Genomic DNA, 21,903 nt, shown 5'->3' on the forward strand with positions numbered 1-21,903 from the left:
CTCGTCTTGTGGCATCGGATAACCCTGGGCCACCGGATAACCCTGACCCGCTTCTACAGGTGCCTCATAGGGCAGGCTCACGTCCGGCCCTGCTGGCCGGTTAACCGGGGGAATCGCCACGCTTGAAACTTTCGTAACCTCGGTAGAGGCATTCGATGCGGCGCGCTGCGCTTCCAATGATCGCTCATAGTAGGTGTAAGAAACAGCCGATACGCCGGCTGCCATCAATGATAACCCGATCATTGCCGGAATGCGGTTAAGGCGGCGCACCCCCCTGCCCTTCGTCGGCGTCTCAAGGTAATCCGGCGAGCCGGGCATATCTTCAGCTACCTGGACAGGATTGCTCACTTTGCCGCCTCGCGTATCGTATAGCCGGTACGAAGGGACAGACGGCCATCGACTGTACGATCATAAAACCGGCTGGCTTCCTTGTCTTGATACCGCAAACGCACCAGAAGACCGCGATCCAGACGCGTTACCAGGTAACGAAGCTGTTCCCCCTGCTGCCCGGTTTGCGGCATGCTTTCCACAATGCCGAAACCTTTACGAGCGAGCTGATCAAGCAACATTGCATGAAGCGGATTTTTCAGCGGCTCAAGCTCAAGCGTGGTTTTGGCGGCGGGCAACTGGTTCATCAGGAATTGCGACATATCCATTGTCAGCTCGTCTGCATCCGATTTGCTGATATCGGGCGCCACATATGACCCGTACCCTCTATTTCTTTCTGCTATGGCCTCCAGCTTTTCCTTCAGAGCCGCGCACCCGGAAATCGTGAACAGGCACATCATCAAGACGATTATTTTCATCGCGATTGACCTCCATCAAGATAATCAATTGTGACCTTTACCTGAGCATTCCCCACACCGGAAATCAAGGCTGCATTGCGCAGTACCTTGTCTACTACATACCTGTCACCGATAAGCCGATAATTCACAAGCTGGGGCGCAGGCCCGGACCAGAGGGATGCGCCCTTGCCAAGGGACACCAGCGCCGGCGCTTCATCCGCAAAGTTCGCTGATGGAAACTGAATGTATGTTTTCGTGCCGTCGGTATACACCCGTTGTGGTTTCCACTTCGGATTGTCGCCGCCAAGGCGGAAATTAAAATCGAGCGCGGCAGTATTTTCCCCGGTCGTCAACGTCGAAGCATTAACAACACGGCCCTGATTCGCCTTGTAATTCGCCCAGGTACGTTCCTGCTCATCCGGGTAGTCGAAGGCTATGGACGGCATCCACTCGATACGCGCACTTTTAAGCAGGATCGTGTAGCTGCGCCTGTCCGTTGTGATAATAAGATTCGTGGTCAGACCTGAATCGGTAGGCTTCACAATAACATTCGTGATCGCTGACGAACCGCTCCCGATCATTGAAGGCGTGATGCGCCAGCGCGCGGCATCGCCCGCATGCACATCGTTGACCACTTCCCCAGGCTGTAACTTGATTGCGCAAGTGTGCAAGGGAGTGCAGATCAGGGTCGGAAGCGTGGCCCCGTACAGGTACATCACAGTGCCATCGGCAGACCGGCGTGGCTTGTCAGGGTTGTTCCTCCATTCCCTCACGATGGCAAGCGCCCTTTGTTCCTTGTCGTTAAGCTGGATCTGCGCCGGCGCCGCCTCGATTGCCGGCACCGCTAAAGCCGTTCTCTCAATCGGCGGCACCATATGCGGCACCATCTGCGCATCCACGGCAGGTACAACAAATGCCAGCGGAATTATCCAATATGTCCTCATGATCGTTGTCCTCATTTTCATAGCTGCCGGATTGCCCACGAGAAGCTCTTCACGTAAACACCAAGGGGATTGACAAGAATCTGCCCATCATCGGCGGGTGGAACAATTACCACTGTGAAAGACCCCTGCCATACTTTTGATTCCAGGACACGGCCCGACAGCATTTTTGTGGTTTCAGTCCATTCCACCTTCCAGGTATTGCCATCAATCAATAGCACCGAATTGACAGCGACTTCCACCGTTTCTTTTTGTGATCGCAAGTACGGATTGTTTTCGCGATGGAACGTGGTCAGCGCCTGAAAGGCTGCGCTATCCGGGAGAATCATCGCGTACGCCACCTTGATCTGGTTCTCCTGTGCGCGACGGTCCCCATACACCGTTCTCGCTCCAATAATCAGGTTGCGTAATGAAGCGCGAATTTGATTCGTGGTCGGCGTAGCCATCTCATCAGCGCGAGTCACCCGCACAATCTCCGAATGTTCGTTGAGTTCAACCGCGTATGGCACGACCTTGTGCTGAAGCGACACGGCCCCAAGCAGGGACACGGCAATAATAAGCCCCACCCCGCTTATAAGCGCTGCCATGCGCCACTGGTGCGCCAACTTGATATAAGAGCCGTACCGTTCGTTCCATTCGAGCCGGCCATTCAAATAAGGGTTATCTGCTGCTGGTTTTTTCATGACAGTTATCCTCTGTTATTCAGCGCTTCCTGAAGGCTTGATAGGGTATCGATCACTGCCGGCGCCTCTGCAACCGGAGCAGGCACTGGCCGGATAATGTTGTTCGGGGTTTCGCCCAACGATTCAAACAGACTGCTATCACGCGGGGGCGGCGGTGGGCCAACGGATAATGACTCGGAACCTTCCATTCCGGGCACGGCCATTGAAGCTAATGTACCGACAGTGCGAACCGCGCCGGAAGTCGCCATATGCGCCACTGTTGCCGCACTCGCGCCTTTTGGGGTACTGCCTGATGCCGCTCCCGGAGTCGAACCGGGTGCGGCTGCTGGACCTGGAGCCGGGCCGGGACGAGTTCCGCCGCCTACTCTCGGCGATGGTCCGGCAGATGCACTCCCGCCGCTGCCCATCATGGAATTCATTGATGAACCGCTTGGACTCCCCGAACCGGAACCGCTCGATTTGAGTAGATCAGAAACACTCTTGCCGGCGCCGCCAAGTAGACCGGATGAGCCAGCCGTTGAGGACATGGTTGCCATTGCAGCCGCAGCTCCTGCCATGCCGGCCGCTGCCATCCCGCCAAGAATCGCGCCGCCACTTGAAGAGGTTCCGCTGATCAGCGCCTGAATCAGATCGGGTATGGTTTTGGAAAGGTAAGCGCATATCAATGCCAGGCCCACCATTGTCCACATGCTTGTTTCGTCATGGTTGTAAGCCCGCTGCCAATCCCGCGTGGACTCCATGATCAGGCCGACAATCAGCGTCAGTACAAACAGCTTCGCCCCGACCGCCAACGCATAGCGCATCATAGAAATGGCATACTCGCGCGTCCATTGCGAACCGCCGAACCCCATAAACAGCACGGAGGCATTGATCACGATGTACGACTCTATCAGCGTCAATCCCATGAATGCGGCGATGAACGCATAACACAACAGTACAATGATCGCGGCAATGGCTACCATCATGCCGGTCAAGGGATTCCACGTCTCGATGTCACCTACCGTTCTTGCCAACTCTACAGCCATGCCAAACATATCTCCGGGGTGAAGCTGTACTCCGACCCCTGCAGCTTGCGCCCCTGCTTGCCTGAAACTGTTCACGATGGCTTCGGCCCATTGAACCGAATAAATCAGAAGCGCGGCAAAGAAGCCGATTATCATGATGTAACGCACGAGCTCACCGAGTATTTCCCCAAGCTCGGCTTGCCGTAACACCAATGGGAAAAACGTCCACACCAACTGAATGGCAGCCAGTATCCAGAACAAGCTAACCGCATAATCGCGGAGGCGCCCGCTCCATTGGTAAGAATTGTTCCGTATCAGCTCAAGCAACCCTTTAAACGTACCGCTTGCATCTTGCAAATTGGCTTGCGCCATTGCAAGATCGCAACCTATCAACAAGGCTATTGCTAGCCCGGCCAAAGCGATTTGAACACCCCGCGTCATGCTAGAAACCGCCATCCGGGGTATTGCGGGGAGTGCTTCTTTGCAGGGTATGACCGCGAGCGGACTCACAATCACGCATTGATTGAGCCTCAGTTTGACTCACAGCCGACTCGTTCTCGCTTGTCAAAGGCGAAACAATCATGCCAGCACCAAAACCGCCACATACAAGACTGGCATATAACAACATCGATTTTACGTTCATTTAAAATCCCCCATCGGGTGAGTTGGTTGGTTTTGACGCACGAAATGACGCCCTATTCGCATTATCCGCAGCTCGTTCCTCAATCTGCTGTGCCATGAAATTCGCCTGGAGCCGGTTCTGTTCGGCTATCAGCAAGCGCAAGTTCATGATCTGTTCCGCCTGGTTGGCGGCTATCTGGTTCGCGGCTTGAAGGGCTTGCATCTGGCCACCCGCCGTATTCGATTGCAGGACAAGCCGTTGAAGCATGGCCTGTTCGCTTTCCATGCCATCGACTTGAGATCCGGTAGCCGTCAATGCGGTGCGAATGCTTTGCTGATTTCTATCCGACCATGCCCGGTATTTGTCGGAAAAGTAGGATGAGCCCCGCCCCATCGTGCCCAGGTATGACTGATAGTTCGGATACATGATGCCGAATTGCGAATCAACATTTTGGGCTCGCCACATCAGGCTTTGGCCTTGCACATACACGTTTTGCAACGTGCGCAAAGTATCGCCCAATGGCTTAAACACCGGATCTCCCAAAGCCAACGTGTTTTGTAGCATCGTCTGATACTGATTAATCTGGTTCTGTATCATCGTCACGGCTTGCCCTGCCCGCGACACTTCGGCTGCGATGACTTGCCCCGTAAGTCCGGGATCAGTTACCACGTCCCCGACACCCAAAAACGCCTTGGCCGGGTGCATCCAGGCAGCCAGCAAAAAGAAGAATGCTGCAATCCATGACTTATTTGACATATTTCGCATACTCGACCCCCTTTTTGACAAGCCAGTGAATAGGCCAATCCACTCCATTCTCTTCCTCATGCGCCTTCACTTCCCGCAGCGTATCCTTGTCGGACACCGCCACAAAGCTGAGTGCCAGCGGCCCCAATCCCAACTGAAACATGCGGCGGCCAAGCGGGGACTTGTAGTAATAATCCCGCTTGTACTGCCCATTGCTGAGCAACCGTATTTCATTGTCATTCAGTCCGAACATGCGATAGAGTTCCGCCGGTCCCGGATTCTCCTCGGTCCCTTGCAGATCGGCTTCCTTGTTCGGCAAGAGGATCTTGGTCGGGCATTGTTCCAGCAGCGTGTCGATCAACCCAGATCGGACGGCATCGGATAGGCTTTGTGTTGCGACGATCACGGCGCAATTCTTTTTGCGCAGCTCCTTCAGCCATTCCCGCATCTTCTCCCGGAAGACCTTGTGCCCCAGCATTACCCATGCTTCATCGAGCGACAAAATGGCCGGCTGGCCCGTAAGCGATTTCTCGAAACGCCGGAACAGGTAAAGCAGTACCGGTATCGCATTCTGCTCGCCGAGCATCATCAACTCATCGACCTCGAACACAACAAAACTGGACAGATTCAGGGAATCCTCGCTCCCGTCGAGCAAATGGCCCATCCCACCTTCAAGCGTGTAATGCTTCAAGGCATCCCGAATCGCCGTGTCCTGCACCGTGGTAATAAAATGCGTCAGGGAGCGGAAGCCCCTGGGCGCATCCCTCAAGAGCGTAATGGCGCGATGTACCTCATTTTTTTGGTGAGGCGTAAGCGGTTCTCCCGCTTGCAGTTCGTAACAAGTGCCAATCCACTCTTCAGCCCACAACGCGTCGGACACCGCATCTATTTCCGCTAGCGGACACAATGCCAAGTCCTTGCCGTCATCGGACCCGATATCGTAGTGCTGTCCGCCTATGGCCTTGCAAAGCGCATACAGGGAGCGGCCCTTGTCGAACGCCGTCACCGTGGCGGGCAACGTAGTGCCGTCTGGCCGCGCACGGCTGCGATAGCGGCGGAATTGCGCAAGGATCACGGCTATCAGCGTGGATTTCCCCGCGCCCGTAGGTCCGAAAATCAACGTATGCCCCACATCACCAACATGCAAATTGAACCGGAACGGGGTTGCTCCGGTTGTTACCGTGTGCATCAAAGGCGGGGAACCCGCAGGGTAAAACTCGCAAGGGTTTTCCCGCAGTCCCGGCCAAATCCCCGCCAACGGCAGAAGGTCGGCCAGGTTCAGCGTATGGATCAACGGGCGGCGAACGTTCGGGTAGGCGTGGCCTGGGAGTGTGCCTAGCCATGCCTCAAGCGTATTCACCGTTTCGATCCGCGCATTGAAGCCGCGGCCAATAATTACCTTGCGCACATACCGCGCCTGCTCTTCAAGCAGTTGCCGATCCTCACTCATGAGTACGACAACAGGTGTGTAGTACCCATACGACACCACACCAGATCGCGCGTCCGCCATCGCATGCTCGACTTCCTGCGTCATTGCCAGCGCATCGGTATCTATTACGCCCCTGTTGGACTTGACCAATTGGGACCAGAGCCCGCGCACCTTTTGCTGCCAAACCCGATGGAATCCCTTCAATGCCGCAATGGCCTCGTGCTGTTCCAGGAATATAAAGCGCGACGACCAACGGTAAGCGACCGGCAAGCCTTCAAACAATGACAGAATTCCGGGAGACGACGACGAAGGGAAGCCATCGATTGCAACGCATGAAATGTATTGCTCGCCCAGTTTGGGCGTATCGCCGGGCCAAAGCCGCGGATAGCCCAGCCATGAGTCAAGATACATGGGACAGGAGGGAATCCGAAGCGCCATTGTCTCACCGGTAAGGGCGAAGTGCAGGTAGTTGACAAGCTCATCGCTCTCGTAAGAATCATCATCGGTTCCCGCCGTGATTGACCTCATACGGCGCATATGCAGCAGATCCCCTACCCCATCCTGAAAATCCGCCAACTTTTTCTTGAAGTCGGCAAGGATCTGGTCACCCGGAGCGATGTTCTTTCGGCCATCATCATCGTAGAGTATGTCCAGCAGCTTTGATTCCCGTTGAAGCGGCGGCAGGAATTGCAGCACAAACGCATACTCGGTTTCATAGTGCGTATCATCGCGCTTGAACAGTTCCCGCCTTTCCGCGTCGATCATCGCCGAAATGGGATCAGGAAAATGGGACTCGGACGGCGCCGGATAACCGGGAGAAGGCAACCGTGCCGCATCTATCCACGCGGCCCAGCCAGAATCCAGTTGCGTAAGGTATCTGTTTACCTGTGCCGTCACATAGTTACGCTCGGCATCGGTAGCGCTGCCGGCGTCATCGCCTCTGAAGAAAAACCCTGCCAGCAGCGCCCCATCCTTGCCCAGCACAATGCCTTCATCAATCAGGGCGGCATAGTTGAGCAGATCGGGAAGGCCCGCGGCTTTCGACCGGAAAGGGGCAAGTGCTAACATTTAGTAGACTCTCGGAGTTTTGGCAATTCGCCATGGCCTGGAAAACGGCGCGTAGTAGCCCCGGTACTTGACCTGCCTCAAGTAGACTTGCCACATGAGGGGATCGGACTTTGCCATTTTCCGCAGTCCATACACGGAAATCAGGCCGATTGCCAAACCAATCAGAAACGACACCGTATTCATGGACACAATCATCAACGTGATGGATACGCACAAGGCGGTGAGCATCAGCCGCCGATCCCCGCCCCATATCAAATGGGGGCGGTGCAACGCACGGTGGAACGGGGTATGGCGAAGGTTGCTCATAGTTTCAGCCCCGGCAGGCCCGCGTCAGGAACAACGGCGCCAGCGAACAAGGCTCCGGTCAGCATCGTGTTTGCAAATACGACTATGCAAATCACCAGTACCAGGTAGATCATGGAACGAGCGAACTGGCTTATCTCGCCGCCCCATATCAAGGTTGCCCCGCTGGCTATGATGCCAAGCAGCGCGATGACAAACGCCACAGGCCCACTGACGGAACGCTGCAACTTGAGAAGCGGCCCTTCCCACGGCATGCCAGTACCGCCCATACCGCCAGCGGCATCGGATGCGAACGCCGCACCAGTTACCGCGAACAACGCAAAAATTGCAAGCACATATCCGGCTACTACCATTGTCGGCGGATTGTTTTTAAACATCGGTTTCTCCTGTTGATTGGGTTGCGTACCCTTTCCCATCGTGACCCTTCACTTGTAAAACCTCTTTAATGCGTCTGCTTCCTGCATGCTTCTCAATTGAAACGATCAAATCTACCGCTTCCGCAATAAGCGATTGCATAGGCGCATGAGTCGCCTCCGCCACCAGTTGCTCCATGCGGATCAAACCCGCTGCCGCCGAATTGGCATGCAATGTCGCCACGCCCCCGGGATGGCCCGTATTCCAGGCTTTCAGCAGCGCATGTGCCGCGCCATCGCGTACCTCACCGACTAAAATACGATCCGGCCGCAATCTCATCGTCGCCTTTAACAAGCGCGTCATATCGGCTTGATCTACCGAACGCATCAGCACCGCGTTCTTTGCGGTGCATTGCAATTCCCGCGTATCTTCCAGAATCACCAGCCTGTCATCCGGGCAAACATTAACAATGTAGTTAATGACTGCATTGGTCAGTGTTGTTTTGCCTGATCCTGTACCACCAACGATCAAGACGTTTTTGCGATTGCGCACCGCCGCTTCTATGGTTGCGCGCTGGGCGGCGGTCATGGTTCCTTCTGCAACATAGTTTTCCAGGGTAAAGACCATGATGGCTTTTTTCCGGATGGTGAAAGTTGGTCCCTCGACTATCGGAGGGATAAGCGCCTCGAACCGCGATCCATCAAGCGGCAGCTCACATTCAAGAATCGGGTTCCGTGCGGTCAACTCTTCCTTCAGCGTGGCGGCAATTGTATTCATCAGGGATTCAGCGGTTGACGTTGCCATATGCCCGGACAATTGCATCGGTTGGCCGAGCCGTTCTACCCACAATTCGCCGTTCGGATTCAGCATGATCTCGATTACGGCTGGATCTTCAAGTAACCCGCACAGCGCTGGGCCCAATTCCCGTGCTAGCTTTTCGTTTATCCTGCGCTGATACTCATTATGGGCTGTGTTACTCATACGATTTTGTGATTAAAGAATATATACTATAATGATATTATATACTATACCATATAATCTTTTTGAATAAAAACTGAATCTCATGTAGATCGGCGGCTATTTTTCTACGGGGAAAGTAGCTGCCAGAGCGGTTGCCCTACAGCTTTGGCTAGAACGTTTGCATTATCGAGATTAATGGTACTTTTGGCATTCTCAACATCACTAATGAATGCTTGGGTTAAACCGGTGATTCTCGAAAGAGCTTCTTGCGTGAGACCGGCCTCTTTCCTGGCTTGTTTGAAATTACGCGCAAATATGCGGCGCTCGTGCAGGATTAAAGCCTTGTTCTTTTGTTTTTTTATTGGCATGGCATGGCATGGCATGGTGATGTGATTAAAGCATGCGTCGGAGAATAACATATTCGTATTTCAGGCCGGACGTATCCCCGACTAATCGTGTATAGGAATTGATGCGGCGTGCTTGTGCCGGCTCAAGGTAAAGGCATCAAACTTTATTGGGCATATATACCTATATAGGTATATATATAAATAGGTATATACATATATGTTTATCTGTTTGAACAGCTCGCGATTTTGTGATCGATAGCCAATAAAGTTTTATTTAAGTTGTAGTAACACTTACCGACAATGTTACAGATTAGGAAAGGATGTTGTCACCCTTTTTGCTGCCGGACGTATCTCTAAGAATTGATGTGGCATTCTCGTATATCAGGGAAAAGGTATCAAACGCACTGGTCGTAATTGCTAGGTATATGTGTAGGTAAATATATATATAGGTATATACAGATATATATATCTGTTTCAACAGATCATTTACTTGTGGTCAATAGCGCATAGATTATGTGCTACCATTTATTTGAACCGTTGATATGTATATATATACTTACTGCGTACACCGCTCTAGTTGCTGAATCGTATATTTATAGGAGTACTCATGATTTTCGCATGCGTGAATACCAAAGGCGGTGTCGGCAAGACCACAACCGCCGTGCATCTGGCAGTGATGCTTGCTCGCAAGGGCAAAACACTTTTGATCGACGGCGACCCGCAAGCCTCGGCTGCAAGCTGGGCTGCGTGGCGTCGTGAAACGCAATATGAACCCTCGCCGACCACGACCTGTCTTGCAGGAAAGGCGATCCTGACGGAGGGCAAGCAGTTGGCCGGTGGCTTCGAACACGTTGTCGTCGATGCTGGTGGCCGTGATTCGGTCGGATTGCGCTCTGCGCTGTTATTGGCTCAGCGTGCCGTAATTCCAATTGGCGCATCCAATCTGGACGCTGCAGCCCTTACCGACTTGCTCGAAGTCGTCGAACTAGCTCGAGACTACAACCCGGAATTGGACGTGCGGGTGTTACTGGCCCGTGTGGATCCTCGCACTAAGGACGCTGCCGAAATGCTGGAATTTTTGGCTGAGCAAAAGTTAACTGTTTTGCCTACAAAAGTCTGCGAGAGAGTGGCTTTCCGGCGCGCGATAGGCGAAGGTGCAAGCGTTCAAGAGCTGGGCCGCGATCAAGCCGCCATCGCCGAGATGGAAGCCTTCTTTAAGGAAATGATGGCATGAGCATGAAAGGTAAGCCAAACACGGCACAATTCAAGCTATCCAAAGACCCAGCCGCATTTCTTGAGGGAGGGGAGGCCGACAAGACTGAAAAACCGCTAACTGCATCAGCGGCCCTGACTTCACCATCCACTAATATCTTACCAGTGATCGAGGAAGTATCGCGCCGTGGCCGCGGCCGGGTACAAAAAATCTTCAATTTCTCTGAAGATTTGGCGGATCGGTTGCGTGACGAGGCCATAAGCCGCAGCAGGGAAACTGGTACTCGCGTCACCGAGAAAGACATCGTAGTAGAGGCGCTGGAAGCTCATCTCAAACGATAGGTATATATATAAATATATACCTAACTATTTATCTATATATATAACGATATCCGATATCATCTCTTATATATCCTGATTTGATGACGACATAAGGTAGCGACACACGCTACTAATTCTGATATTGTTGCGATTGGGTACAGAATAAGGTATAAAAGCGATGCTAACAACGACTGCTAAAGTGGTCGAACCGAAAGTTTTGAAGGAACTCGTCGCCGCAGGGTCGGTTACATCCGCCCATGTGGAATCCGGTGATAAAGGGCTCGTGATCGTCGTGCGCGCCGGAATGAATGAGCGAGTGCTGGGTGCTGCCCGTGGTGGCCTTCGGTACTTCCAGAGCCTTGATGGCGCTGCAAGCGTCTTGCAGGGCTACGGAATCATGCGATTCCATGTAGATATAGCCCATTGGGTGCCCAAGACGATGGTGAGAGGCTACAAGAGCGCACCGGCAGCAACGGCGGATTCGGATGTATTAACGTAAAGAAGGAGAAAGCTGGCCAGAAAGCGAGAAATAACGGACGATCAGAAACGACAAAGCCCGCTTTGGCGGGCGGGCTTTGAAGAGAAACCGGGCAGGGTGCCCAGATAAGTACAAAATACAAGGTTCGCTTTGGCGGCTGAACTTTGTAACGAATACAATAAAGCAACTATCTGCTTTTATTGTACTTGTCTTAAACCCTGCACGCAAGTGTATTCGCACGTCCCTACGGGACGAGCGTTGAGGGGACTATGGCAGGTACAGGTTCGATACAGGCAAGAGACGACAAACAAGCAGACCGCTTTTTCCAGTTCGGCACCGCGCTCAATCGCGTGCTGACAGAAGCGCCATACCTGTCGCGCTGCTCTGACGACAAGACAGCCACACGCATCCGGCCGCGCGAATACGCCATTCGCTACCCCTACATGCAGGTCAATAGGCCCGGTTTCGTGAGCTGGCTGATCTTCGACCTTGACCACAACAAAGCGATGATTTGGGAAGAAGCAGGTCTTCCCGCTCCTAACCTGATCGTGCGCAATCGCACCTCGGGCCATAGCCACCTCTATTACGCCATTTCCCCGATCTGCACGACTGAGAACGCCCGCAGCAAGCCCATCATATACATGAAGGCCATCTATGAGGCTGTCGCTGCCCGGCTCGATGCGGACACCGACTTCCACAGCGGCCCGGTGGCCAAGACGCCCGGCCATCCTTGGTGGCTCACGCATGAGCTGCACAGTCACGTCTATGAGCTTGGCAAGCTGGCTGACTACGTGGATCTAGCAGTGACCTGCCCTTGGGGCAGGGGACCACAGCTCAACGAAGTGAGCCATTCCCGGCACTGCATCCTATTCGAGCGCCTGCGGTACTACGCCTATTCCATCGTACATCGGGAACGCAAGCTCGGCTCGTTCTCGAACTTCACGCGCCAGCTGGAAGCTTACGCCCACAACAGCAACAGCTTTCACAAGCTCGGCTTCCTGGAAAATCTCGCCCAGTCGTCGATCAAGGCCACCGTGAAGTCTGTTGCCCGATGGACATGGGATCGTTACACCGGCTGCGGCCGATGCCACCGTGGGGTGATGCAGCTCGACAAGGACTTGCCGCTAGTGGAACGGCAGCGCCTTGCGGCGGCCCGCACGCATGACGTGCGCCACAAAGTCACTGAGTCCAAGGTGCGCGACGCTTGCCACCTCCTGCAGCAGAAGAGCGAAGCCCTCACGCAAGCCGCTATCGGCCGCGTGGCGGGCCTTACAAGGCAGACAGTGGCCGCCTACAAGTATGTGCTCGACGAAGTATTCAAGCCAGTTGCCGTCGCAATTCTTGGGGAGTCTTCGACCAAGGTTGTCGATGTTAAATACGGTGTACATCAGGTAACTGCGTCGCTGCGGAAGGTGGGTGATGAGGGGGCGACTTCGCTGTGCTTGGACTTATTACCTGGCGGGTTGAGGATATTGCGTGTGCTTGATGGGTGAGCGCTCGGTTTTGGGTCTGAGTAGCCCAGCGTTTTTAAAACGCGAGTAGCCGGGAGCGGAGCGCCCAATGGGTGTTTATTGCGCTGAAAAGTGTCAGTTTGTTACGTTTGGAGGATGAACAATGATTCGAAAATCTTTTGACAATGAAATGCTCGCTAGGGTTCGAGCGATGCCGCTATTACAAGTACTTGATAAGCTGCGTGATGATGGAAAGCTGTTTTATCGTCGTGACCTAGATTTTGTGCCAGAAAAGGATCGGAAGACGGTGCGTCTGTTTTTGTCATCTTCCTTGGGTTTCGCTTGGGAAGTTCTGGTCACGGATCTCAAGTGGTATGACGTGCGGGCAGCGAAGGGTGGTGGGGGTGGAATTGACCTCGTAATGCATTTGCTAGGCATCGATTTTGTAGCGGCTGTTAAGCTGCTTTCGGCGAGTGAAAGTGTGGCTGGCCAGCGTCGGCACATTTGCCCCTAGTAAGGTTTTAGATTGTATTAATAACATTAATAACAGATAGTTAAAGATTTTGCTGATTTGGTCGTACACCTTTTTTAAAAGCTGTTTTTATAAACTTTGGATTCCGTTTTGCAATTCCGCTCACATACTGTCAGCGGGTCGGGCTCTATGTGCTGCGCACCCGGGGCCTGTAGTCCCGGCTATCCGGTAACGATCCCTTTTGTAAATTCCTAATTAGCGGCTTCGTCAATTCAGACCAGGCCGATCCGGAGGATGTTTTCGCATAAGAGAAAACTGATCAATGATCAGCTCCGCCCCCCAAGCAAGACGGATATTCACGAGCGTGAATATCCGTCTTGCTTGCTTATCGCTGTCACAAGCCACGCCAGCCGCTGGTGCGGTACGCTTTGCCTGTCATGCCTTGTGATCCGCAAGTTCTTGCGGCCGCAACGCGCTTGAACCCTAACCGCTAACGGCACAAGCCGACGTTAACCCCGCACGAATCCCCCACAAAGCGCCTCCCAATCCTCTGCGAGGGGGGGCTTGTGGGGGGATAAACGTTTCATGCGGGGCCGGATCATCGGCTTTGCATTTGCCTACTTTCCAACCCCACCCATTCCCAACCCTTGCCCGTGAGGGCAAGGGCTATCCCCACTCCCGTCGCCCCAGGGCGAGGCGAAGAGGTTCGAGCGAAAGGATGTTTTTCTTAACCCTAAATCGCGAGGAATCCAGATCATGAAAACCCCCACCAATTTGAAGAAAGATATGTACGTACAAATCACGGATGCAATTATTGCCATGCTGGAAAGTGGAAAGACAAGCCGCCTAACTTGGGCAAGAACCGGCAACAACTTGCCCTGCAACCACAAGACCGGTGCAGCCTATCAAGGCGTGAATGTGCTGTTATTGTGGGCAGCGGCTATGACTCACGGCTACTCATCCGATCGCTGGCTGACCTACAAACAAGCCGCGGACATGGGCGGCCGGATTCGTAAAGGCGAAAAGAGCGTGACATGCGTTTTTTTCAAGACGATTGAACGCGAATTGACGGGTGATGGCGACAGCGCCAAAGAGAGCGAATCGGTGCGGGTGATGAGTTCTTTCTGGCTGTTCAATCTTGATCAGATAGACGGTATTGATAAGCCGCAAACCGCCGCGCAGCGCAGCGAGTTCCAGCAGATCGATGCAGCCGAAGCCGTTTTAATTCATTCTCGCGCAGTGATCTGCGAAGAAGGCGAAAAGGCGTTTTACCGTCCGTCAACCGATGAAATTTATCTGCCGCAGCGCGCCCGATTCGCATCGATGATCGAATTCTACAGTGTGGCCCAGCATGAGCTGACGCACTGGACGGGAGCCAAGCATCGTTTAGCGCGTGACTTTGCCGATCGCTTCGGTACCGAAGCCTATGCTTTCGAGGAATTGATTGCTGAGCTGGGCAGCGCTTTCCTGAATGCGGAACTGGGTTTTTCCGCGACGACAATTCCGAACCATGCCGGCTATATCGACTCATGGCTGAAGGTGCTAAAGAACGACAAGCGCGCCATTTTCACGGCGGCCAGCCAGGCCAGTAAGGCACATCGCTACATCGTGGACTTGGTAGAAGGCAACCAAAACAAACAACACGCCGCCTGAGCCGGCGAAGCGATCTACAACAAGGAAAATATTAGCGGCCTGGTCTGAACTGACGAGGCCGCTTTCGCGGCGTGTTTTCGCATACGCGAAAACATATTAGAGGTGAAGACACGATTCGCGCTTTAAAGCACGCTCGGGCCCGTATTCGGAGGGATTAGCCGCAGTTAGCCTGATTTTACCTGTTCGAGGAGTTGGGTAAAAATAACCAATTTTACATTTTTGGCGGGGCAGGCAATATCAGCCAAGCAGTCATGTCACCAGCCGCCATTTTGATCACAGCAACGTCAGTTTTCGGAAGTAACGCGCGACCTTCATTGTCCCCTGACACGTTCTAGCCGGGCACCGCCGCCCTTAATACTTGACAAACGCAAATTATTTGATAAAATAGCATAACGTAAAAAGTAATTACGTTATTAAATATGAAGGAGCCACCATGGGACGTAAAGCACTCCACACGCAAGATCAGGTTTTTGAAGCCGCTGACCGGCTGGCGGTAAGCGGCCGGGAAGTCACGCCGACCACCTTGCGCGATGCGCTGGGCGGGGGCAGCCTGACCACTATTTACCGCCATCTTGAAGCTTGGGAAGCCACCCGCAAGGCGGTGCCGGTCCCAGTCAGCATTCCCATGCCGGATGCCGTAAGACTGGCCTTTGAGCAGGCCTGGCAAGCGGCGGCCACCGAGGCCGGCAAAGAAATCGCGGCCATCCGCGAAAAAGCGGATAGCGAAATCAAGGCCACGCACCGGCGCCTGGAAGAAGCGGTGGCGGCGATCGGTCAACTCGAAAGTGAGCAGCTGGCCGACGCCGACCGGCTGGAGGGACTGGAAACCACGCTGCTCAAGGAACGTGAAATCGCGCGTCAGACCGTGATTGATGCCGCCGCCCGGGAAGCCGGGCTTGCGGCCACGGTGGCCGAGCTCAAACATCACAGCGGCGAGGTGGTCAATAAGCTGACGCTCAGCAAACAAGCCATCGAGGCCGAGTTGTCCGAGATACGCAAGGACGTGCGGGGGTTGACTGAAAAGCTGGGCAAGGCCACCGGAGCCGCCGACGCGTTGCGTAGCCAGGTTGCCGAGCAGCAAGCGACGATCCGCGACTTATCCGGGCGGCGATAGCCTGGCGGCGGGTGAAAAGGCTAATGCCTGAAAGGGTCCTTTCATTGCCAGCCCGCCCGCCTCCTGTCAGCGGGCCGGGATCAGGCGCGCTAGCGCCCCGGGCCTGAAGTCCCGGCCATGCGGTTAGGATCCCTTTTGCAACGACTATTAACAGCCTCGCCCGTTCCGGGCCACTCTGTTAACTTACCCCAACTAGCGGCCTCGTCAATCAGACCAGGCCGATCCGGAGCATGTTTTCGCAAATGCGAAAACAGATCAATGAACAGATCCACCCCCAGGGCAAGATAGATATTCGCGGGTGCGAATATCTTGTTTCTCTCGTTTATCGCTGTCACAGGCCACGCCAGCCGCTGGCGCGGTCCGCTTTGCCTGTCATGCCCTGTGATCCGCAAGTTCTTGCGGCCGCAACGCACTTGAATCCGAGTCCCTGACGGCACAAGCCGAGGCTCACCCCGCAAGAATCCCCCCAGCAAGCGCCCCATCCCTTTGTGAGGGGGACTTGTGGGGGGATAAACATTCATGCGGGGCCGGAACATCGGCTTTGCATTTGCCTATTTTCCAACCCCACCCATTCCCAACCCCTGCCCGTGAGGGCAAGGGCTATCCCCCACTCCCGTCGCCCCAGGGCGAGGCGAAGAGGTTCGAGCGAAAGGATGTTTTTATTAACCCTGAATCGCGAGGACTCCGGACATGAATACCGCTACCCCCGACCTTTTTACGCTTGGCGACAATGTGGCGCCCTACGCATTGAACAACGATTACGACGTTATCGCGCATGCGCTCGCGATTATTGAGGGCAAGCTACGCAAGCCCGGCGAGGGATTGAATTCGCCAACGCTGGTAAAGAACCTGTTTACTTTGCGGCTTGCTCAAAAAGAGCATGAGGTTTTCGAGGTGGTGTTTCTCGACACGCAAAACCGCATGATAGCGGTTGAGTCGATGTTTACCGGTACCCTGTCGCAAACCAGCGTATACCCGCGCGAAGTATTGAAGCGGGCCCTCCACCACAACGCGGCCGCACTTATCTTCGCCCACAATCACCCTTCCGGCCTGGCAGAGCCGAGCCGGGCGGATGAGCTTTTGACCAAAAGCCTTACTGATGTGCTTGGACTGGTGGACATTAGGGTACTCGACCATATTGTGGTCGCCGGAATGCGGACGGTATCGTTTGCCGAGACGGGGCGGTTATGAGTTCCGGATTGGATCGCCACCAGCAAGAGTTTGCCAAGCTGGTCGATGAGAATAGCCGCAGCCGCCATCCCTACACGGTTTTCAAGGATTTCTGCGAACTGGCGGCGCTGTCGTTTAGCAATGCGGTTGACCGGGCACAGTATGAAGCGCGGGAAGCGCGGTACTTGCAGATCGTCAAAGGCTACAAGGTTGATGAAGTTGCCCGCTTCCCCAAAATGCTGGCCTGCCTCACGTTATCGCTGGAAGAGAACATGAATGATTGCCTGGGCCAGCTATTCATGGCGCTTGAGCTGGGCAACAGCAGGGCAGGGCAGTTTTTCACGCCGTATCACGTATCGCTGTTGATGGCGAAAATGTTGTCCGGTGATGCTGGCCAGCTATGCAAGGCGCGCGGATTTGTACGCGTGATGGAACCGGCAGCCGGGGCAGGGGGGATGGTGATCGCCACCGCGCAGGCGCTCCGTGATGAAGGCATCAATTATCAGCAGGCGATGCACGCAACCTGCATCGATATCGATGCCACCGCCGTGCATATGGCCTATGTGCAATTAACGTTGCTGCACATCCCGGCAATCGTTGTGCATGGCAACGCCTTGTCGCTGGAGCAATGGGGATACTGGTTGACCCCCGCGCATGTGCTGGGGTTCTGGGATGCGAAGCTCAAGCGGGCTGCGAGCGCCAGGCAGGAGCGGGAAGAAAACGCCGGTCATGCCGCGCCGGCCATGCCGGATGGGATTATGCAACAGATACGCGAGGTTGCGGCGGACCCGACAGGCACGGGGCAATTGATGTTGTTTTAAGGTGCCGGGTGCAGGGCGAGGGCAGGGACGTCGAGTCCCCGCCGATTAATCAACCAGAAAAGGAGGCGCATCATGCTAGACCCCAGGATAACCGAGTATAGCTACCTCACCCATACCCTGGGCACCCTCGGCGGAACGAAGGAGCAGTGGGAACGGTGGAACTGGCTGTACAAAGAGGTAGTCAGTCCCTTGCTGGAGAAGTCGACCCGGAATCAAGCACTAACTACAAGAAAACGCGGCAAAAAATAGTTATCTGGCCTATTGGCATAATGGAGGTGAAGATGCTGCCTGCGATGCTGACGGGTTGACTCCCGCGCATGGGCCGGGTTTCTGGAATGCGAAGCTCAAGCGGGGCAGGGTGGAGGAGGCGAACACGGTCGACGATCATCTTGTCCCGGCCATGCCGGATGAGGTGATGCAACCGATGCGCGAGGTTGCGGCGGTACAGAAGCGTACCGGGCAGTTGACGTTGTTTTGAGGATGCCTCTCAGGTCGAGAGCGTGATCAGGCCAGGTCTTGCGGGATTGTTACAACCCGGTCGCGGACTTACGCAGCTGCGTGCTGGCTGCGTGATTTTGATTGAGCCTGGCAGCCATTTGCCGGTGCAGGGTGGCTACTTGGGTGCTTGCTTCCGCGCTTTTCTCGTAATCACGGATCAGCGCCGAGGTGTGCGATTGGAGATCCTGAGCTTGCCGGCCATAGAGATAGCTCTTGTTTTCATATTGCTCCAGCAGCTCTTTTTGCTCCGTCACCTTTGCCTGCATCTGCGTGGCGGAATTCTCATAGTATTTTGCAATGGACTCATGGTCGCCGCGAGTGGCGGCATTCTGAGCGGCAGCGCGAATTTCCGGGGTGTCGATAGGCTGGGCTGCCACGACCGATGAGCTTGTCGAGACCAGGACACCCATCATGGACAACGCTGCAAGGGCATTTCCAAATTTTGTTTTCATGGCGGCAATCCAAATTGAGTGAAAGTGACTTCATCCTACTTGAGTGGATGCCCTGAGTATATTGGGGAAATCCTGATTCTTTACTAAGTGTTTCCCTTAGGATAAAACGCTTGATCAACCAAGGACTTGGGGCTGGCTGTAGGGATCACGCTGCGCATGAATATCACGCCGGACCCGGAAATCACGATCTACGCTAACGCGCGTGATTACGGGGTGCACAGGGACTTGGCGCCCCCGGCCAAGGCCGCGCCCGCGGTACGGCCAGGAATATGCGGATTTTCGCGCCCGCGAAAATTTCCAGTGGCTTGCTCCCTGTCACAGCCCCCGCCAGCCGCCTATGGCGGTACTCCTTGCCTGTCATGGGCGGTGAACCGGAATACTTTCAGCGATTCCGGCCGGAGGCAACTTAACACCTGCTACCCCTGCTTCGGCACGCGCCCATTCCTGTTGCGCCATCCCCCCATCAATTCCCCCATTCGTCTGCGAGGGGGGCTTGTGGGGGGATAACCAAAACGCAACAGGAACAGGCGCTAGCTGCTTTTCCGTTTCCACCCCACCCATTCCCAACCCTTGCCCGTGAGGGCAAGGGCACTCCCCCACTCCCGTCGCCCCAGGGCGAAGCGAAAAGGTTCGAGCGAGAGGATCTGGTTTTAAGACTCTCTTTTTCAACCTTACTTTGGAGGCCAGCTATGGAACAAATGAAGCAACCGTTATTTTCACTGGGGCAGGTGGTGGCAACCCCCGGCGTACTCGATAAGACCCATCCGGTGTGGATGGCAAATTGCCTTGCGCGGCATAGGCGAGGCGATTGGGGTTCGGTAGACGAGGAAGATATCGCAACCAACAATGAAGCGGTGCGCGTTGGGTTTCGTGTCTTATCAGCCTATCCGATTGACGCAACCAAGCCCTGTGAAGGCTATGGCGACAATACATTGTGGATCATCACGGAAGCCGACCGCAGCGTGACCACCTTCCTTTTGCCCGACGAATACTAACGGATTGGCCGGTCTTGCACCGGCCTTTCAATTATTTCCCCCCTTTTAATCATTCACTTTTAACCGTTCAATCAGGAGATTTTCATGGAAAACACAACCCCATCAACATTGATCCGCGTATCGATTAGCAAACTGGTGCATTCACCCCTGAACGTGCGCAAGAAGCAAAGCACCGGCATTAGCGAGCTGGCCGCGCTGATCGCATCCCAAGGGCTGATTCATAATCTCGTCGTCACGGAGCCGGTGAAAAAGAGCAAGAAAACCGGCAAATATGAAGTCGTGGCCGGAGGCCGTCGGCTCGCCGCCTTGAACCTTCTCGTAACCGATGGCCGCTTGCCCAAGGATCATCCGGTCGAATGCCGCGTTGTCGGGCAGGAGGAAGCACTGGAACTGAGCCTGACGGAAAACTCCGGACGCGAAGCCATGCACCCCGCCGATCTGGTCATGGCCTACCGCAATCTGACTGACGCGGGACTGTCGCCGGACGAGATTGCTCCGCGCTTTGGCGTCTCTCCCCTGACGGTCAAGCGTTACCTCAAACTCACCCATGTTTCCCCGGTCATCTTCAAGCTGTATGCCGAGGATGAAATGAATTTCGAGCAGATATCCGCGCTGGCGCTGACCGAAGACCACGAATTGCAGGAGCGCATCTGGAACAGTACGCCCGAATGGCAGCGCAATGGTTCAACCTTCCGGCGATTGATAACCGGAACCGAGATAGACATTCAGCGCAGTCCGCTTGCCAAGTTTGTCGGGTTGGAGAAATACGAGGCCGCAGGAGGGTTGTTGCGCCGCGACTTGTTTGGGAAAGAGGACGAAGGCTATATACAGGATGCAGAGCTGTTGGAATCGCTTGCGCTGGAAAAACTCAATCAGGCGGTTGAAGCCATCAAAGGCGAGGGTCATGCGTGGACGCAATGCCATACCACGTTCGACCATGCGGACAGGGCAGAATTCGTAAGGGCGCGCACCATCAGGCGTGAACCGACCGCCGAGGAACAGGCCGCAATGGATACGCTGGACGCCGAAATGGAAGCCATTGATGCCGAATTTGAGGGATACGACGAGGAAGCGGACGAGGACGGCGAAACCTATGCCGCGATTGAAAAGAAGCACGACGCCATCCAGGGAAAGATAACGGCATTGAATGAATCGCTAGAAGAGCTGAATGCCGCCGACCTTGCCATTGCGGGTGTCATCGTTACGGTTGACCATGCGGGGGAGTTGCGCATCGAGCGGGGTTTGATCCGGAAAGAGGACGTGAAGAAACTGCCCAAGGCGCAGGGAGCGGAAACAGGGTTGGGAGGAAGTAGCCAGAGCGAAGCGACGAAGCCCGTGCATTCGGAAAAGCTCACGCGCATGTTGACGGCTCACCGTAGCGCGGCGATTCAGGCGCAGATCATGAACCGGCCGGAAATTGCGCTGGCGGCACTCGTGCACCGGCTGGCGTTGCAGGTTTTCTCGAACGGCTACGTGTCGAATCGCATCGTTCAGGTCAATATCGAGCAAACCTCTCTCAAGCAGGACGCGGAGAACATCGGACAAAGCCGCGCAGCCAAGGTAATCGAGGAAAAGCGGATGTATTGGACAGCGCGCATCGAGGCGGCAGGGCAGGGTGGCAAGACGCTGTTCGGGTGGCTGTTGGAGCAAGACCTTGCAGACTTGCACGACCTGTTGGCGTTTTGCACGGCGGTCTCGATCAATACCGTATCGGGGCGGGAGCATGCGCCATCGGATGACGTGGCGGTGATCATGGCCGCCTTGAATCTGGACATGGCCGACTGGTGGGAGCCTACCGCCGATACCTATTTGTCGCATGTAGGCAAGGATAGGATCATCGGCATGGTATCGGATGCGGTTTCGCCGCAGATAGCTCAGACCCTGACAAAGTTGAAGAAGGGTGAGCTGGTCAAGGCGGCTGAGGAACACTTGTCGGGGCTGCGCTGGCTGCCGGACAATCTCAAGGCGAAGGTATCGCTGGATCAGCAATAAAAGGGGACGCTACAGGCTCCTGAGCGGGCCTGTA

At 54.8% G+C, this 21,903-nt stretch carries 25 protein-coding genes and 1 pseudogene; 14 read left to right on the top strand and 12 right to left on the bottom strand.

Annotation, left to right across the window (positions count from 1 at the left end; all coding sequences use genetic code 11):
- From SQ11_RS10155 to SQ11_RS10210, 11 genes and pseudogenes are all read right to left on the bottom strand, one after another.
- A pseudogene (locus SQ11_RS10155) lies at nt 1–348 on the bottom strand (hypothetical protein); the annotation flags it as partial.
- Nucleotides 345–806, bottom strand: coding sequence for a hypothetical protein (locus tag SQ11_RS10160; protein WP_052494158.1), 462 nt, complete (start codon nt 804–806; stop codon nt 345–347). The gene SQ11_RS10160 and the pseudogene SQ11_RS10155, both read right to left, overlap by 4 nt.
- Nucleotides 803–1,729 (bottom strand): P-type conjugative transfer protein TrbG, encoded by a 927-nt coding sequence (gene trbG / locus SQ11_RS10165; RefSeq protein WP_041514131.1) that lies wholly within the window; start codon nt 1,727–1,729, stop codon nt 803–805. Before trbG ends, SQ11_RS10160 begins: the two co-directional genes overlap by 4 nt.
- Nucleotides 1,730–1,746: 17 nt before the next feature.
- Nucleotides 1,747–2,409: a type IV secretion system protein gene (locus tag SQ11_RS10170; protein WP_041514068.1), complete on the bottom strand. Its 663-nt coding sequence runs from the start codon at nt 2,407–2,409 to the stop codon at nt 1,747–1,749.
- A 5-nt stretch (nt 2,410–2,414) separates the two neighbouring features.
- The gene (trbL, locus tag SQ11_RS10175) at nt 2,415–3,854 is read right to left on the bottom strand and encodes a P-type conjugative transfer protein TrbL (RefSeq protein ID WP_041514069.1); all 1,440 of its coding nucleotides are present in this window, start codon (nt 3,852–3,854) and stop codon (nt 2,415–2,417) included.
- 202 nt (nt 3,855–4,056) lie between these two features.
- Nucleotides 4,057–4,791 carry a P-type conjugative transfer protein TrbJ gene (gene trbJ, locus SQ11_RS10185; RefSeq protein WP_041514071.1) on the bottom strand — a complete coding sequence of 245 codons (735 nt, stop codon included), beginning with the start codon at nt 4,789–4,791 and terminating at the stop codon, nt 4,057–4,059.
- Nucleotides 4,781–7,276, bottom strand: coding sequence for a transporter (locus SQ11_RS10190; RefSeq protein ID WP_041514072.1), 2,496 nt, complete (start codon nt 7,274–7,276; stop codon nt 4,781–4,783). The genes trbJ and SQ11_RS10190 overlap by 11 nt, the downstream gene beginning before the upstream one ends.
- Nucleotides 7,277–7,582: a conjugal transfer protein TrbD gene (trbD, locus tag SQ11_RS10195; RefSeq protein WP_041514073.1), complete on the bottom strand. Its 306-nt coding sequence runs from the start codon at nt 7,580–7,582 to the stop codon at nt 7,277–7,279. It abuts the gene before it with no gap.
- Complete coding sequence (locus tag SQ11_RS10200; protein WP_041514074.1) at nt 7,579–7,956, bottom strand: TrbC/VirB2 family protein; 378 nt, start codon at nt 7,954–7,956, stop codon at nt 7,579–7,581. The genes trbD and SQ11_RS10200 overlap by 4 nt, the downstream gene beginning before the upstream one ends.
- Nucleotides 7,949–8,914 carry a P-type conjugative transfer ATPase TrbB gene (gene trbB, locus SQ11_RS10205; protein ID WP_041514075.1) on the bottom strand — a complete coding sequence of 322 codons (966 nt, stop codon included), beginning with the start codon at nt 8,912–8,914 and terminating at the stop codon, nt 7,949–7,951. Before trbB ends, SQ11_RS10200 begins: the two co-directional genes overlap by 8 nt.
- 104 nt (nt 8,915–9,018) lie before the next feature.
- Nucleotides 9,019–9,312 (bottom strand): helix-turn-helix domain-containing protein, encoded by a 294-nt coding sequence (locus SQ11_RS10210; RefSeq protein ID WP_232297963.1) that lies wholly within the window; start codon nt 9,310–9,312, stop codon nt 9,019–9,021.
- Nucleotides 9,313–9,847: 535 nt separating this feature from the next.
- Between SQ11_RS10210 and SQ11_RS10215 the strand changes: the two genes are divergently transcribed.
- From SQ11_RS10215 to SQ11_RS17290, 11 genes are all read left to right on the top strand, one after another.
- Entirely contained in the window at nt 9,848–10,474 is a 627-nt protein-coding gene (locus tag SQ11_RS10215) for a ParA family protein (protein WP_041514076.1), read from the top strand.
- Complete coding sequence (locus SQ11_RS10220) at nt 10,471–10,794, top strand: hypothetical protein (RefSeq protein ID WP_041514077.1); 324 nt, start codon at nt 10,471–10,473, stop codon at nt 10,792–10,794. The genes SQ11_RS10215 and SQ11_RS10220 overlap by 4 nt, the downstream gene beginning before the upstream one ends.
- Before the next feature lie 157 nt (nt 10,795–10,951).
- Nucleotides 10,952–11,272 carry a ParC family partition-associated protein gene (gene parC / locus SQ11_RS10225; protein ID WP_041514078.1) on the top strand — a complete coding sequence of 107 codons (321 nt, stop codon included), beginning with the start codon at nt 10,952–10,954 and terminating at the stop codon, nt 11,270–11,272.
- 248 nt (nt 11,273–11,520) lie between these two features.
- Nucleotides 11,521–12,744 carry a replication initiation protein gene (locus SQ11_RS10230; protein ID WP_041514079.1) on the top strand — a complete coding sequence of 408 codons (1,224 nt, stop codon included), beginning with the start codon at nt 11,521–11,523 and terminating at the stop codon, nt 12,742–12,744.
- Nucleotides 12,745–12,865: 121 nt separating this feature from the next.
- On the top strand, nt 12,866–13,216 hold the full coding sequence (locus tag SQ11_RS10235) for a hypothetical protein (protein ID WP_041514080.1): 351 nt from the start codon (nt 12,866–12,868) through the stop codon (nt 13,214–13,216).
- 714 nt (nt 13,217–13,930) lie between these two features.
- Nucleotides 13,931–14,827: an ArdC family protein gene (locus SQ11_RS10240; protein WP_052494159.1), complete on the top strand. Its 897-nt coding sequence runs from the start codon at nt 13,931–13,933 to the stop codon at nt 14,825–14,827.
- Between the two features lie 433 nt (nt 14,828–15,260).
- On the top strand, nt 15,261–15,941 hold the full coding sequence (locus tag SQ11_RS16480; RefSeq protein ID WP_052494160.1) for a DNA-binding protein: 681 nt from the start codon (nt 15,261–15,263) through the stop codon (nt 15,939–15,941).
- 690 nt (nt 15,942–16,631) lie between these two features.
- Nucleotides 16,632–17,132, top strand: a complete 501-nt coding sequence (gene radC, locus SQ11_RS10255) for a DNA repair protein RadC (protein ID WP_041514082.1) — start codon at nt 16,632–16,634, stop codon at nt 17,130–17,132.
- Nucleotides 17,129–17,932, top strand: a complete 804-nt coding sequence (locus SQ11_RS10260) for an N-6 DNA methylase (protein WP_052494161.1) — start codon at nt 17,129–17,131, stop codon at nt 17,930–17,932. The genes radC and SQ11_RS10260 overlap by 4 nt, the downstream gene beginning before the upstream one ends.
- A gap of 72 nt (nt 17,933–18,004) precedes the next feature.
- Nucleotides 18,005–18,181, top strand: coding sequence for a hypothetical protein (locus SQ11_RS17285; RefSeq protein ID WP_156972463.1), 177 nt, complete (start codon nt 18,005–18,007; stop codon nt 18,179–18,181).
- A 55-nt stretch (nt 18,182–18,236) separates the two neighbouring features.
- Nucleotides 18,237–18,410 (top strand): hypothetical protein, encoded by a 174-nt coding sequence (locus SQ11_RS17290; RefSeq protein WP_156972464.1) that lies wholly within the window; start codon nt 18,237–18,239, stop codon nt 18,408–18,410.
- A gap of 49 nt (nt 18,411–18,459) precedes the next feature.
- Here SQ11_RS17290 and SQ11_RS10265 read toward each other — a convergent pair whose 3' ends face one another.
- On the bottom strand, nt 18,460–18,882 hold the full coding sequence (locus SQ11_RS10265; protein ID WP_041514083.1) for a hypothetical protein: 423 nt from the start codon (nt 18,880–18,882) through the stop codon (nt 18,460–18,462).
- Between the two features lie 156 nt (nt 18,883–19,038).
- Here SQ11_RS10265 and SQ11_RS17295 point away from each other — a divergent pair, with 156 nt between their 5' ends.
- The 3 genes from SQ11_RS17295 to SQ11_RS10280 all read left to right on the top strand — a co-directional run bounded on the left by SQ11_RS17295 (nt 19,039) and on the right by SQ11_RS10280 (nt 21,869).
- The gene (locus SQ11_RS17295; RefSeq protein ID WP_156972465.1) at nt 19,039–19,389 is read left to right on the top strand and encodes a hypothetical protein; all 351 of its coding nucleotides are present in this window, start codon (nt 19,039–19,041) and stop codon (nt 19,387–19,389) included.
- 182 nt (nt 19,390–19,571) lie between these two features.
- Nucleotides 19,572–19,877 (top strand): hypothetical protein, encoded by a 306-nt coding sequence (locus SQ11_RS10275; RefSeq protein WP_041514085.1) that lies wholly within the window; start codon nt 19,572–19,574, stop codon nt 19,875–19,877.
- A gap of 84 nt (nt 19,878–19,961) precedes the next feature.
- Nucleotides 19,962–21,869 carry a ParB/RepB/Spo0J family partition protein gene (locus SQ11_RS10280; protein ID WP_041514086.1) on the top strand — a complete coding sequence of 636 codons (1,908 nt, stop codon included), beginning with the start codon at nt 19,962–19,964 and terminating at the stop codon, nt 21,867–21,869.
- Nucleotides 21,870–21,903: the final 34 nt, after the last annotated feature.

The sequence above is a fragment of the Nitrosospira sp. NpAV genome, from assembly GCF_000832065.1.
Lineage (GTDB): Bacteria > Pseudomonadota > Gammaproteobacteria > Burkholderiales > Nitrosomonadaceae > Nitrosospira.

Bases quoted from the DNA above. Each gene is read 5' to 3' on its own strand.
- SQ11_RS10230 (WP_041514079.1), top strand. From the start codon at position 11,521: ATGGCAGGTACAGGTTCGATACAGGCAAGAGACGACAAACAAGCAGAC.
- trbB (WP_041514075.1), bottom strand. From the start codon at position 8,914: ATGAGTAACACAGCCCATAATGAGTATCAGCGCAGGATAAACGAAAAG.
- trbD (WP_041514073.1), bottom strand. From the start codon at position 7,582: ATGAGCAACCTTCGCCATACCCCGTTCCACCGTGCGTTGCACCGCCCC.
- SQ11_RS10215 (WP_041514076.1), top strand. From the start codon at position 9,848: ATGATTTTCGCATGCGTGAATACCAAAGGCGGTGTCGGCAAGACCACA.
- SQ11_RS10220 (WP_041514077.1), top strand. From the start codon at position 10,471: ATGAGCATGAAAGGTAAGCCAAACACGGCACAATTCAAGCTATCCAAA.
- SQ11_RS10275 (WP_041514085.1), top strand. From the start codon at position 19,572: ATGGAACAAATGAAGCAACCGTTATTTTCACTGGGGCAGGTGGTGGCA.
- trbJ (WP_041514071.1), bottom strand. From the start codon at position 4,791: ATGTCAAATAAGTCATGGATTGCAGCATTCTTCTTTTTGCTGGCTGCC.
- SQ11_RS10265 (WP_041514083.1), bottom strand. From the start codon at position 18,882: ATGAAAACAAAATTTGGAAATGCCCTTGCAGCGTTGTCCATGATGGGT.
- SQ11_RS10160 (WP_052494158.1), bottom strand. From the start codon at position 806: ATGAAAATAATCGTCTTGATGATGTGCCTGTTCACGATTTCCGGGTGC.
- SQ11_RS10190 (WP_041514072.1), bottom strand. From the start codon at position 7,276: ATGTTAGCACTTGCCCCTTTCCGGTCGAAAGCCGCGGGCCTTCCCGAT.
- SQ11_RS17295 (WP_156972465.1), top strand. From the start codon at position 19,039: ATGAATATCACGCCGGACCCGGAAATCACGATCTACGCTAACGCGCGT.
- trbL (WP_041514069.1), bottom strand. From the start codon at position 3,854: ATGACGCGGGGTGTTCAAATCGCTTTGGCCGGGCTAGCAATAGCCTTG.
- SQ11_RS17285 (WP_156972463.1), top strand. From the start codon at position 18,005: ATGCTAGACCCCAGGATAACCGAGTATAGCTACCTCACCCATACCCTG.
- SQ11_RS10170 (WP_041514068.1), bottom strand. From the start codon at position 2,409: ATGAAAAAACCAGCAGCAGATAACCCTTATTTGAATGGCCGGCTCGAA.
- radC (WP_041514082.1), top strand. From the start codon at position 16,632: ATGAATACCGCTACCCCCGACCTTTTTACGCTTGGCGACAATGTGGCG.
- SQ11_RS10200 (WP_041514074.1), bottom strand. From the start codon at position 7,956: ATGTTTAAAAACAATCCGCCGACAATGGTAGTAGCCGGATATGTGCTT.
- SQ11_RS10210 (WP_232297963.1), bottom strand. From the start codon at position 9,312: ATGTTATTCTCCGACGCATGCTTTAATCACATCACCATGCCATGCCAT.
- parC (WP_041514078.1), top strand. From the start codon at position 10,952: ATGCTAACAACGACTGCTAAAGTGGTCGAACCGAAAGTTTTGAAGGAA.
- SQ11_RS10240 (WP_052494159.1), top strand. From the start codon at position 13,931: ATGAAAACCCCCACCAATTTGAAGAAAGATATGTACGTACAAATCACG.
- SQ11_RS10260 (WP_052494161.1), top strand. From the start codon at position 17,129: ATGAGTTCCGGATTGGATCGCCACCAGCAAGAGTTTGCCAAGCTGGTC.
- SQ11_RS10280 (WP_041514086.1), top strand. From the start codon at position 19,962: ATGGAAAACACAACCCCATCAACATTGATCCGCGTATCGATTAGCAAA.
- SQ11_RS10235 (WP_041514080.1), top strand. From the start codon at position 12,866: ATGATTCGAAAATCTTTTGACAATGAAATGCTCGCTAGGGTTCGAGCG.
- trbG (WP_041514131.1), bottom strand. From the start codon at position 1,729: ATGAGGACATATTGGATAATTCCGCTGGCATTTGTTGTACCTGCCGTG.
- SQ11_RS16480 (WP_052494160.1), top strand. From the start codon at position 15,261: ATGGGACGTAAAGCACTCCACACGCAAGATCAGGTTTTTGAAGCCGCT.